General features: G+C 40.9%; 12 protein-coding genes. All 12 read left to right on the forward strand.

All coding sequences use genetic code 11. The features are described from left to right. The 12 genes from RV13_RS05825 to RV13_RS05880 all read left to right on the forward strand — a co-directional run bounded on the left by RV13_RS05825 (position 1) and on the right by RV13_RS05880 (position 12605). Positions 1-819: a class C sortase gene (locus RV13_RS05825; RefSeq protein ID WP_010745520.1), complete on the forward strand. Its 819-nt coding sequence runs from the start codon at positions 1-3 to the stop codon at positions 817-819. 54 nt (positions 820-873) lie between these two features. After that, on the forward strand, positions 874-4848 hold the full coding sequence (locus RV13_RS05830; protein ID WP_010745521.1) for a prealbumin-like fold domain-containing protein: 3975 nt from the start codon (positions 874-876) through the stop codon (positions 4846-4848). A gap of 71 nt (positions 4849-4919) precedes the next feature. Beyond that, the gene (locus RV13_RS05835; RefSeq protein ID WP_010745522.1) at positions 4920-5519 is read left to right on the forward strand and encodes an alpha/beta hydrolase; all 600 of its coding nucleotides are present in this window, start codon (positions 4920-4922) and stop codon (positions 5517-5519) included. A 46-nt stretch (positions 5520-5565) separates the two neighbouring features. Continuing rightward, entirely contained in the window at positions 5566-5886 is a 321-nt protein-coding gene (locus RV13_RS05840; protein WP_240145422.1) for a hypothetical protein, read from the forward strand. 484 nt (positions 5887-6370) lie between these two features. Then, positions 6371-7276, forward strand: a complete 906-nt coding sequence (locus RV13_RS05845) for a magnesium transporter CorA family protein (protein ID WP_010745524.1) — start codon at positions 6371-6373, stop codon at positions 7274-7276. A gap of 84 nt (positions 7277-7360) precedes the next feature. After that, positions 7361-7594, forward strand: coding sequence for a type II toxin-antitoxin system Phd/YefM family antitoxin (locus RV13_RS05850; protein ID WP_010745525.1), 234 nt, complete (start codon positions 7361-7363; stop codon positions 7592-7594). 427 nt (positions 7595-8021) lie between these two features. Then, the gene (locus tag RV13_RS05855) at positions 8022-9866 is read left to right on the forward strand and encodes a BglG family transcription antiterminator (RefSeq protein WP_060789090.1); all 1845 of its coding nucleotides are present in this window, start codon (positions 8022-8024) and stop codon (positions 9864-9866) included. 17 nt (positions 9867-9883) lie between these two features. Then, entirely contained in the window at positions 9884-10216 is a 333-nt protein-coding gene (locus RV13_RS05860) for a PRD domain-containing protein (RefSeq protein WP_010745527.1), read from the forward strand. A 17-nt stretch (positions 10217-10233) separates the two neighbouring features. Next, on the forward strand, positions 10234-10587 hold the full coding sequence (locus RV13_RS05865) for a glycine-rich SFCGS family protein (RefSeq protein WP_010745528.1): 354 nt from the start codon (positions 10234-10236) through the stop codon (positions 10585-10587). Between the two features lie 12 nt (positions 10588-10599). Further along, positions 10600-10950: a DUF4312 family protein gene (locus RV13_RS05870; RefSeq protein WP_010745529.1), complete on the forward strand. Its 351-nt coding sequence runs from the start codon at positions 10600-10602 to the stop codon at positions 10948-10950. 42 nt (positions 10951-10992) lie between these two features. Then, positions 10993-11772 (forward strand): DUF4311 domain-containing protein, encoded by a 780-nt coding sequence (locus tag RV13_RS05875; RefSeq protein WP_028020513.1) that lies wholly within the window; start codon positions 10993-10995, stop codon positions 11770-11772. A gap of 140 nt (positions 11773-11912) precedes the next feature. After that, a complete protein-coding gene (locus RV13_RS05880) occupies positions 11913-12605 on the forward strand; it encodes a DUF4310 family protein (protein ID WP_010745531.1) in 693 nt (230 codons plus the stop codon). Positions 12606-12617: the final 12 nt, after the last annotated feature.

Here is a 12617-nt window from a genome sequence, read left to right on the forward strand (position 1 = left end):
ATGGCAAAAAAAATCTTGAGTATCCTGTTGTTAGTCGCAGGATTATTGGCCTTAGGTTATCCCTCCATAAGTAAATACCTTTCAGACAGAAATAGTTCATATACAACGGATACTTATGAGAAAAAGATTCAGGCGATGGACAAAGACCGGCTGAAGAAATTACGGCAGGAAGCAGAAGAATATAATGAAAATTTGACTGGCTCACCGGTACATGACCCCTTTGTCCCAGGTTCTGGGATCGTGATGCCCAAAAATTACTACCACGTGCTAAATGTTGACGGTGTGATGGCAAGTGTGGAGATTCCAAAGATCAATGTTAAGCTGCCGGTCTATCATGGAACGAGCGAAGACGTTTTGAAAAAGGCTCCTGGTCACTTGGAAGGTTCAACACTTCCGATTGGTGGTAAAGGACGTCATGCGGTCATTACGGGGCATACAGGTTTAGCAAATGCAAAGGTTTTTACTGATTTAGTGGAATTAAAAGCGGACGATAAATTTTATATAAAAGTATTAGGAAAAACGTTAGCATACAAAATCGATCAAATCCAAGTAATCGAACCAAACCATACTGAAGCTTTGAAGACGGTGTCTGGGAAGGATTACGTCACTTTATTAACCTGTACGCCATATGGGGTTAATAGTCATCGGTTATTGGTTCGGGGAGTTCGAGTCAAGTATGATTCAAAACAACAAAAGGATACAGAACAAAATGGTCTGACAAGTGAGCAAAAAATACTGATTCTTGCGGCAGTCATTACGTCAGTTGTCATGCTGATTGTGATTATCGTGGTGAGTTTATATAGAAGAAAAAAGGGATAATTGCAGTGAAAAAAAGTCTCTTGGTGAGAATAATAGAAAGGGATGGGTAAGGCAATGAACAAAAGTAGATTCAAAAAAGTAATGGTGCTTTTTGCAATCATTTTAGTAATCATTCAAATTATCTCACCTGCTGTATTTGCTGAACAACAATCAATAGAAGCTACACAAAATAATACAAGCGAACAGATAAGTGATCAAACGATTGAATCAGTTAGCCAATCTACAGAGATTTCAAGGACAGAGGGGAAATCGAGTGTTTCATCATCTGAAGAAAAGCAGACGATGTCATCAGAACAAGAAATACAATCAAAACGATATAAACAAACGGAACCGCGCAGCTCCAACGATATCTCTGATGAAGTTTCTGTTAATGATTGGTGGATATTTGAAAATTCGGTTGATGATCCTCTTTCAGCTACGAAGGCTGCTTCCGCCAAAGTAGATTATAATTTTCAATTTATCTGGTCCTTGAAAAAAATGGAGGGACAATATTTAACAGCGGGAGAATATTTCTGTATAGATATGCCTGAGAATATAGGGATTGCTTCAGAAGGTATCGAAGCGTGGGGATTTTGGTCAATCGGGACTACCGAAACTCATAAGACTGACTTGAAGGCTACTATCAATGGAGTGGAATATACGATCGGGCAATGGTGGACAGATTGGCGTGATGATGGTTCCCCTCGAGGAAAATATTACATGAAAGTAGCTTTTAATGATGAAGTTACCGGGAAAGAAATCAATCAAATTACAGGAATTCAGTTCAATATTCCTGAGAAGTCATTAAAAAATATGACCTTAAAAGGCGGTATCCAAGAGGTTACCTTTGGAAATAAAATACAACGAATCAAATTTGAACAAGCTAAAGAGGAATACTCTGAAGGCGATGATTATAAATACAATGCTCAAAAAGGAAGCAACACATTGACCTTTGATATAGGAATCGGTCGAATGACTTTAAATGAATTGTCTGGCGACGTTGTTGATTATGATGCTAATCAAAAGACAGGATTTTATCTTGATGGGGATTATCATGGATATCGTTGGGGGGAGAACCTTACTGAATTAGATGACATTTATTTAGAGGATACTCTAGATCCTGGTGTCGTTGTTTCTAGCATCAGTCTTTCTGCCCTTGTTCAGTCACCAATTGGTCTATCTGAGGAGAATCTTGAAATGCAGACCGGAGGATTAATTAACAGAGATGTGGCTACATTTGAATCGTATCTATTTGCCGACTATGGTAATGGACCAGTCTATCGAACAGCGGGATCGAACCAAGAAATAAAATTCCCTAAACAAGAAAACTCTTATAAAGTTTTAGTTCAAAAGGATGACGAAACATTGGCAGCATTCCGTGAACGAGTAAAAGCACATCCTCAACAATATGGCATCTATACAGAAGGCACTGGGAAGACGGCTAGGCGAACTATCTGTATTAATATTGGAGATATTCATAAAGAAAATGGTGTTCAAAAAAAATATAGTGATCTAACGGATCAGAAATATGCCGTTCCAGAGCGAACTATTACGAGAAAAGCTGGAAGTGTTTTAGGAGCGGAAGAAGTCAAAATTACGCAATTTGCGGTAGAGGCTGCAAGTAACAGTATCAAACATGGGTTTTATCCAGAATCTTATCGGGAAATACTGGAGGATTATTATACTTTAGCCTATGGTGATGGAAACGTGATTAATGGACAAGTGTCTTCATTTAATATTTCTATGAAACTCAATTATCCGATTGATGAGACGCTGGGAGAGACTAAGACAAATACGGCACTGGCTTACTATTCGAATGCGAAACAACAAGAAAATCCTAATTTTAATCCACCGAATCAACTGACAGGTGAAGGAAATATGACCAACCCTTACGGAAAGATCGCAATCAATACTGATACAATCGCGTTGATTAAGTATGATGGCGCTACACTGGAGGAGATGAACAACGTTGAATTTGAGCTTCAGAAGAAGAGTGGTCTTAATTGGAATACGTTATCAACGCATGAAACTAAACAGTTTACTACTAGTGAAGGCGAGAAAGTTCAAGGAGTCATTCAAGTTTCCGGTCTAGATAATGGAACCTATCGTTTTGTTGAAAAAAATGGCGAAAACAATATCTATCCAGAGGGCTATGATCAGACAAAGTCAAGCGATTGGAATACTTCGGAAAATAGAATCGTATCCAAGGAAATAGTAGTGGATGGTCAGACAACGAACGATCCCGTAGTGATAGAAAATATTCCAATCGCTTCTGCCCCATATGCTATCGAGCATTATTTCTTGAAAGATGGAAAATCAGCGAGTAGTACGAATCAGGAAGATTTTGAGCTGAACTTCGTTGAAAATGAAACAGGCGAAATACGTAAGCCGATTGGATCGATCTTTACAGGAAAGCCTCGAAATAACCTAACAGGCTATTCCTATAAAAAGATTACGGAACTTGAGAAAGATAGTGGAACGATAACTGCTATCACTGATCCGAATTTAAGTTACAAAGAAAATGGTCAATTAGTACTACGTTTTTACTATGTACCAGATGACGATTCGATTCCTTTTACGATTACAAAACTAGATATGGCTGATAAACCGATGCCTTCTTATGATGCACAAGGAAATGCTTTGGAGCATGAGGTATCCTTTTATATTTATGAGTTCGATTGGGGGAATTCAGAAGGAAAAAGTCCAACTGATGCTGGTGTGGAACCCGAAAAAGGAACCTCTAATGATTATTGGAAATTGGTCGAAACAGATAACCAAGGGAACGCTTTACAGCAACCAATTAAGACAGATTCACAAGGACGAATCCGAGCTAAAATTGATTTAACAGATAATGGCGTGATAGGAAATGCAAAAACATTTGCAGTTGTAGAGGCTGAAAATACGTATCCTAATTACGAAGCACCTAGCGTAGAAGATGCTTGGTGGTTTATTTGGACCGGAACTGGTGCTGATAACAGTTCGCCAAAAGGAACCTTCTCATGGTGCAATAATATGGGGGCAAATAACCCAGGCTGTATTAATGATACGCAAGAAGATAAGAGTCAAAGAGTTTCTCTTAAGAACAAAACATCTAAAGGAAACATGAAAGTCTACAAGGCAGATCAGGATAAAAATATGATGTCCTCTGATGCTAAGAAACAAGTAAAATTCGAATTTTATGAGTACATCGATGATGGGAATTGGACAGAGGGTAGGAAGCCTGAGGATGGGCATTTAGACGATCCGACGATTTGGAAATCATTGGGAACTGTTCAAACGGATGCTGATGGGAAAATCATTGATCATGATCTTACTGCAGTGAAAACTTATGCGTTAAAAGAAATCAGTTCCTATCCGAGTTTTGCCGTGCCGACCGGCTATTGGATTTTATGGACGTCTAGTACTTCAGAGGGGATTGTGAATCATCAGGTGTCTTATGTTCAAGGATCAAATGACGATTCAGGAATAGTGCAACCTGATGCAGAAGAAAATTCGATCGGATCTGCAATTTTATTGAACAAAGAGATCAAGCAAGAGTTTTCTTTTATTAAGGAAAATGAGCAAGGAGACCCTTTAGGTGAAGTAGAATTTGACCTTTATGCGGGTAAAGAAAATGAAGTGCTGGAGATCGGTACCAATGATGATCCAAACGCAGCTAATACTTATTGGAATATGAGCGAGCCATTCAAAAGTGCGATAAGTAACGCTGCTGGTACCAATAAAGGAAAAGTAAGCTTTGATTTAGCTGCTGGGACTTATTTATTAGTAGAAACTAAAGCAGCGTCTGGTTATCAGTTACCTGCAGGACAGTGGATTTTAACGATTGATCCATTGCATGCAGATCCTGATCAACGAATTAAGATACAGGCTCGTGGAGATCCGCTGCCGCCAGCTTTTTATGAAAAGGATGGTGTCTACCATTTGCCAAATATGAGGAAATACAAACTACCTTCCTCTGGATCGTTCGGAATGATTTTTTCTGTCATACTTGGTGTAATCTTGATCGGTTTTGCTATTTTAGTTAGGGAAAGCAGACCAGAGAAAAACTAAGCTCCGAACAAAAAAATTGTTCTATGCACGTATTCATGTTAACTTACAATTAGTAAGTGAGGTGCATGAAGATGGAATACCTATATCAAGAGGGAAACCCAAATGGAAGAAAATTTATTTTGCTTCATGGAACAGGTGGGGATGAAACGTCTTTGCTGGAGTTGGCAAAATTTTTAGACGGGGATAGTACAGTCTTGTCCTTACGAGGAAAGATTAAAGAAGACGGGATGAATCGTTTCTTTAAACGCAACGGCTTGAATCAATTTGATTTTGAGAGTTTAGAAAAAGAAACGGATCATCTATTGGATGAAATCAAAGCAATCAGTCAGGAAAAAGGAATCCCGCTGGAAGAATGGACCTTAGTTGGGTATTCAAATGGGGCGAACATTGCGGCGCATTTGCTGCTGGAGCGAGAAACAAGCCTGTCCAGAGGAATCTTTTTCCATCCAATGTCCTTGGAGCTGCATACCCAATCATTTCGTTTAGAAAATAAAAAAATTTGGGTTTCCTATGGCGGTGCGAAGGATCCGATCGTCAGTGAGGCCTCCTTTGCGGAACTAGTCGCGGCCTTTCGCGATCGAGGTGCGGCAGTCACGGTAGTCGATACGCCTTATGGTCATCAGGTCTCGATGGACGAGGTTCAGAACGCGCGGGAATGGCTGAAAGAGTAGTGACACCATTTTTGGATATGGTAAAATGAGTCGAAGGGGTGGCGCGATGACAGACTCATTTGAATACAAAGGCTTGACCTTGACACCAACAGACTTGGCATTCAATGATGACGAATTACAAAAATTATTGACCTTTGAAGGGGCGATCACTCATGAACGCCTGAAGGGCTTTAATTTTCATTATTATTTGATGCCGGAATATGACTTGAACGGTCTTTTGGCGAAACTGGGCGATGCCGAACGCAAAGCAAAACGCATCTACTACATCACAGGACAGCTAGTTTCCAGTGATTTGAAGGATATGACCGTAGACGGGTATTATATGCCGACAAACTGGGGCTTTATGCATGTAGAGAGTCATAAATAGGAGTCGAAAGAGAAATCTTTCGGCTCTTATTTTTGATTTACTTTAATAATCTGCTTGTTTAAATACTTTTTCAGAAATTGAGTAAGAAGCAATTGTTTTTTCTCACGATGATATGGTTAGTAATATTTCTAAATGTTTTTTAGTAGAGCATTCTTCAATTAGAAACAGACTCTTTTGGTTTTCTATGGTTGGAAATATTTTTCTTTCTATAGAATAGAAAAATAATTTTATATCTTGTTCATAAATGTGTTTGTAGTTAGTTCGTCTTATGTTTAATCACCTGTATTGACTACAGTATGGATAGATATTATAGATAAGATAAAAGAATAAAAAAATATGAAGAAACTTTTTCAATTTGTGATTTTCTAAGTTAGATAGAATATAAGATTTTCGTTTCGTTAAATATGTCTAGTATTTATTCTTATAATCGCTCTGTTCTGTGATAGAATGCTTACGGACTTAATGACAGCTAGGAGATAAGTTTATGTATACAAAAGAAGTTTTCAATAATAAGATGAACAGCTGGATCAACATTGATGCGGAAAATGAAGAAGAGTTGAAGAATCTTTATCGGGATTATGGGATCGATAGTGAGTTCGTGGATTATTCCTTGGACCGGAATGAACGGGCGCATCTGGATTATGACAAAGAAATGGATGTGCTGCTGCTGATTTTTAATGCGCCGAATCGACGCAAAATTGATAATCACTATGAGACAGTCCCCATGACTTTTATCGTGGTCAAGCAAACGTTAATCACTGTAACCAGTCAGGAAAGTAAATACTTATTCTTTGAGATAAAGAATTATTTAGAGAAGAATCCGAACAGTACGTTGTTTGAGCTGCTATTCGGCAGTCTCTTCATTATTTCTGATCAGTATTTTCCTTTTGTCGAGGGGATGGATCGTGATCGTAAACGAATCAGCAACTTGTTAAAGGAGAAGACGACGAAGCAGAATTTGCTGCTGTTGTCCGATTTAGAGACTGGGATCGTGTATTTCGTAACGGCATCTCGGCAAAATGTGCTCTTAGTACAGCAAATCAAAAGTCATGGCATCTATCGGCGGTTGAGTGATCAGGAAAAGGAAAGTTTGGATGATGTGCTGATCGAAGCACAGCAATTAGTGGAAATGACAAAGCTATCCTCTCAAATTTTACAGCAATTATCTGGTACCTATAACAATGTGCTGAATAATAACTTGAATGATACGATGCGTGTGCTGACGGTCTTATCCGTCCTATTGACGATTCCTACGATCGTTTCCGGCTTTTTCGGCATGAACATGCCGCTGCCGTTGGAGCATAACGCTTCAGGCTGGATCATTACTATCTTAGTGAGTCTGGTGCTTTGGTTTGGCTTATTATACTTATTACGGAAGTTAATGAAATAGTGAGAATTCTTCGAAATGATCATGATTAGACTGCTGTAATTTGTTGTAAGATAGGATACACTGATAATGAGGTGGGTGATCACTATGCGAAACATAAAACCAGTTTCTGATTTGCGTAATTATAATAAGCTATTAGAGCAAGTAACGACAGATGAGCCTGTTTTTCTGACTAAAAATGGTCATGAAAAATATGTGGTAGTGACTATTGAGGAGTATGATCGCTTGAAAGCCAGTTTAGAAATCGTTGTGAAACTAAAAAAAGCTGAAGGTAGCGGAATGATCTCTCTTTCTGAAGCAAAGAAAAGGTTTGGTGTATGAGTTACACTGCTTGATTGACCAATGATGTAATTGTAGACATTGAGAATTTCCAAGAAAAAGGAAAAGATGCAAAAAACAGCTCTTTCATTCGTGAAGAGTAGTGCCGAATTGAAGCAAGTCGTGCCAAAGCTGGCATGGCTTTTTTCATGTCTTCAAATGCGGCGGCTTTCACCAAATTTTTTTATCAGACAAAAAATTTTGGTTTTGGGCATACAAGAGGGGAAGAAGATGCTACCTTAGTAAAGTGATTAGTGCAAAGTAAATGTCGAGTACTGATGGTTACTTTGCTTTTTTTCTGTAAAAACAAGGGGGAATATACTGTATCTCCTATGAAATAAGGAGTTTTTGCACTAGAGTAAGTGCAATCATTTCATATTGTTACAAGAAGCACAAATCACTATAGTAAAGCATGTAAGGAGAGAGCATGATGCAACAGATAACGAAAAGACAAATTCAAGTCTTGCTGCAATTTCTTGAAAACACAGAACCAGTGACGACCAAGGAGTTAGCGAATCAGCAAAATGTAAGCGTGCGCACGATCAAATACGATCTGGATGATATTCGTCTGTGGCTGCAGGAGCGAAAGCATGATCTGACGAGCAAACGAAGTCAAGGTGTGTGGCTGGAGCTGAGCGATTCTGAACGAATCAAATTGAAAAGCGAACTGATGGAGGTTGATCGGCTGGAACTATTTGCGGATCAGACATTGCGTTTGGATCGGTTGAGTATTCATTTAATGCTCACGAATCAGGCGATTACTTCCTTTGAATTGGCGGAGCGCTTAATGGTCAGCAAGGACACCATCCTTAATGACTTAGAGGCTCTGGAGCAACAGCTGAACGAGCAGGGAATCACGCTTGAACGGCTGCCGCGAAAAGGCTTTTTGATCTCAGGCCCGGAGCATCAGGTTCGTCTGCTGATCGAAGAGGTCTTGCAAAAAGAGCTGACGGATTACGACATTTACAAAATCATGGAGCTGCTTTTGCAAAGTGAGAAGCAGGAGGGGTATGAGCTTTACTCAGCCAAAGGGACGGCTTTTCAGGAGGTCTTCAATCAAGTGTTGGCCGATATGCGGCAGTTGTTGAAGCAAATCGACACCGCTGAGCTGAACTACGCGGAGCTATTGAACATGCTGATCCGAGTCGCGATCGCGACTGTTCGTTTGCAAAATGAATACACTATTGGCCGCTACCAGTTGCTGAATGATCCGAAAGAACAGCAGGAACTCTCTTACTTATTGATGCAGCAGGTTTTTTCCCATTATCAGCTGCCGTTGTTTGAAGACGAGTATCGCTACATTTATAGTGATACCTTCGAAAATGATCTGCAGCAGGATGTGATGACCTTGACGGAGAATTTGATCCAAAAGGTAAGCAAAAAGATCAACTACTCCTTTTCGAATGATCCGCAGCTGTTGACCAATCTTTATGCTCATTTATCGATGCGCTTATCCCGCAAACAAAAATTCGTGAATGAGTACAATCCCTTCAAGGATGATATCAAAGCGAAATATCCAGAGCTGTTTGACGCGATCGAAACAGTGGTACGGCGAGAGATTCAAGGAAAAAGCGTACTGATTAATGATTCCTTTATCGCCTACATCGCTTTGCACTTTCTCGTTTCCTATGAGAAAGCGGCGGATTCGCGAAGTGTTCGTGCGGTCTATGTTTGTTCTACAGGATTAGGCGTCACGAGCTTGATCAAGCAGAAAATCTCAGAGGAGCTTTCTAATATCGAGATCGCGGCTTTTGCTTCGGTGCTGAATGCTCAGGAGATCATCAAACAGAAGGAACCGGAATTAGTCATCAGTATCTTTCCCATCGAGGGAATGGATTGTGAATTTATCAAGGTTCACCCGCTGCCGACTAAACAGGATTTAGAAAAGATCCAGCAGGCAGTCAAAAAGACCTTGAGTCAGTCGCCGCAAAAAGGCTCGAAGAAAATAAGATTAGAGCCGGTGGGCAATCGAACATCGCTAGAGGATTTTAGCAAGGAGCTGATCTTACAGGCTTATACCATTTACGAAAAGCTGCTGTGTCTATTCCAAGAGCAGCTGAATCAAGAATATCGCGAAGCTTTCCTATTACATGTCTTTTTGATGGTTCATCGAATCATCTTTGATCAGCAATACATGATGGAAGGGAACAAATCGGATGGAGCAGATGAAACAGCTTCTTCATATAACCAAGAAATAGAGCAATTGTTTACAGAGCATAATTTAGCAATCAATCAATCCGAGATCAACGCATTATTTGCTTACATCAAAGGATAGTCAAAAGGAGGAAGAGAATGACCGTGACTGGCGAAGCGTTACAAATCATTTCAACCAGCGAACATCAAAGAGAACTAGAAGAATTAATCGATTGGCTCAGCGGAGAACTTGCGGAGGCGAAAATCGAACCGACAGAACTGCAATGGACGATCCTAATCAATCATTTAAACGAAATGCTGAAGCGTTCGAAAGAACAAGAGGCGATTCCAGAGGTTGATCCAGAAATGTTCAGCGAAGTCTCGCAAGAAGCGTTGCGGCTAGCTGATGGTGTCGTCCAAAAAATCAGCAACTTATCACAAGACGAGATGTATGTCTTATCGATCCATTTTGAAACAGCCAAACAAAATTAATTTAGGGGGAAAAATAAATGATCACAGTAGTAATTGCAGACCGTATGGGTAAAGGACAAAATGTCGCAAAAGGCGTAGAAGCAGCAGGCGGAAGAGCAGTAGTCGTACCAGGTATGGGCGCGGATATGCGCTTAGGTGATGTGATGCAGCAGGAAAAAGCAGATATGGGGATTTCATTTTGCGGCAGCGGCGGAGCAGGTGCGTTAACGGCGGCGACAAAATACGGCTATCCAGAACGTCACGGCATGCGCTCAATCGAAGAAGGGATAACAGCGATTAATGACGGAAAAACAGTGTTAGGCTTTGGCTTCATGGATCAGGAAGAATTAGGCAAACGTCTAGTAGAAGCATTTGAAAAGAAACACAATTAGGGAGATGAGCAAATGAGTATCCAAGATTGTCAACAAGTCATTGTGACTGTCGAAGGCAAAGGCGATTCCAAGCAGCATGCGTTTGCTAGTGCGCTGGGAAACATTCAGAAAAAAATGATGCAGGAGTCGGAAGTGATTTTACGCATTGAGCCAGTAGAGGTGGAAGTGATCAAGGCAACAGAAAAAACGTACAAAGAACGATTCCTCTTCTTCTTCTTTCCACGAAAAAGAACCAGCTATCATGTGGAGTTGGAAGTAACGGTCAACGTGACGACGCTTCAAGTGAATGACGTCGCCTTTACACAGGAAGTGACGGATGATCCTGACGGTATTCAAATTCCCGTTATTTCCAAAAAGATATAAGGAGAAACGGTTAGTCTACGAACAAGAAGGAGGAAATAAATAGTGGAGTTTACAATTATATTAGTTAAATCGATCATCATTGGCGGATTGCTCGGATTTTCTGCCTCGATGGGGGCGGCACGAATGTTTCATGCCCCAAGTACGCAAGGGTTGGGTGCCTTTCGTACGCTGGGTGAGATGAATGCCTGTATGGGTGACCCGGCTTCGCACTTTTCATTTGGATTAGGATTTTTCTTCAATGCTTGGGCTTCAACGGTTGGCGCTGGAGCGTTTACCCAGGATGTGACACATCGGATCATTCCGAACTGGGCAGCATCGGTCTTATTAGCGAAAAATAAAAATGTTTCTGAAACAATGCATGATCCTAGAAAAATGGGCTTTGTGGGCGCTGTTGTGGGCGCGATTGTTGTGGCATTCTTGAATTCAACCGCTGCCGCAATTCCAGAAGCATTGCAGGTAACAGCAGTAGCCGTATTGGTTCCCGCAGCAACAACATTGATTAACATCGTCATGCCAGTTATTTTCTGGTTAGCAGCATTGGATGCCGGCAAACGTACTGGCTTCTGGGGAACATTATTTGGCGGCATCGCGCAATTAATCATGGGAAATGCGGTACCTGGTGTGGTACTTGGGATCTTGATTGGTAAAGGGGTCGATGAGATCGGCTGGTCAAAAGTAACCAAGATGATGATGGGTGCAATTATCTTACTGTTTGTTCTAAGCGGCTTCTTCCGTGGCTTCGATCTTCAAGTATTGGAAAGCTTCAAGCTGCAGGCGCCGAACTGGTTAGAAAATATCCACAAGCTGCTTGGATTAAGCTAATTTAGTCATCGGTAAAAATAAGATGCCAGATTGCGAGTTTTACTCTATGTTTCGGCATGGTTAGCGGCATCATATGCGAAACGACAAAAGATCATTTTCAAGTTTTTTGAAAAATGATTTCTTAATTAGGAGGGAATTTAATGGATAACACAGAAGAATTGGAAAAGGAACAAGTTGCGCTTTCTGAAGAAAAGAAGGCGAAGAGCTTCTGGTATGCTGACTGGGCATTTCCTATTACGGTAGGAATTATGGCTGCGGCGGTTTTTGCGGGAACACATATGTACGTGACTCATGGGGTGGGTGCGTTTAATGAAGTTTCGATCGTAGCGATGTTGAAGGCAGGCTTAGATGGTGGTTCTTATGGAGCGGCTGCGGCGTTTGGGGCTAGCTTCTTGTTTGCTCGTATCTTAGAGGGCTCGCTTGTGGGGATTCTTGATTTGGGTGGATCGATTCTAACGGGGATCGGTATCGGTATTCCGGCGATTTTCTTAAGCATGGGCATTCGCGCACCCATTGATAACTTTGCTTTGTCGCTGATTACAGGAGCTGTTCTAGGCTTACTTGTCGGCGGTGTGATCATCTTGATTCGTAAATTTACAATCAATCAAGCGAATTCAACGTTTGGCGCAGATGTAATGATGGGTGCCGGAAACTCTTCTGGCCGCTTCTTAGGCCCATTGATTATCTTGAGCGCATGTGGCGCTTCTATTCCAATCGGGATTGGTGCAACATTGGGAGCGTTAGGCTTCTATGCCTGGAAAAAACCGATTGCTGGTGGAGCAATCCTTGGAGCAATGGTACTTGGGACGATCTTCCCAGTAGCACTTCAGTAGAAAGAAGGCCAT

The organism is Enterococcus raffinosus, from assembly GCF_001886185.1.
Taxonomy (GTDB): domain Bacteria; phylum Bacillota; class Bacilli; order Lactobacillales; family Enterococcaceae; genus Enterococcus_A; species Enterococcus_A raffinosus.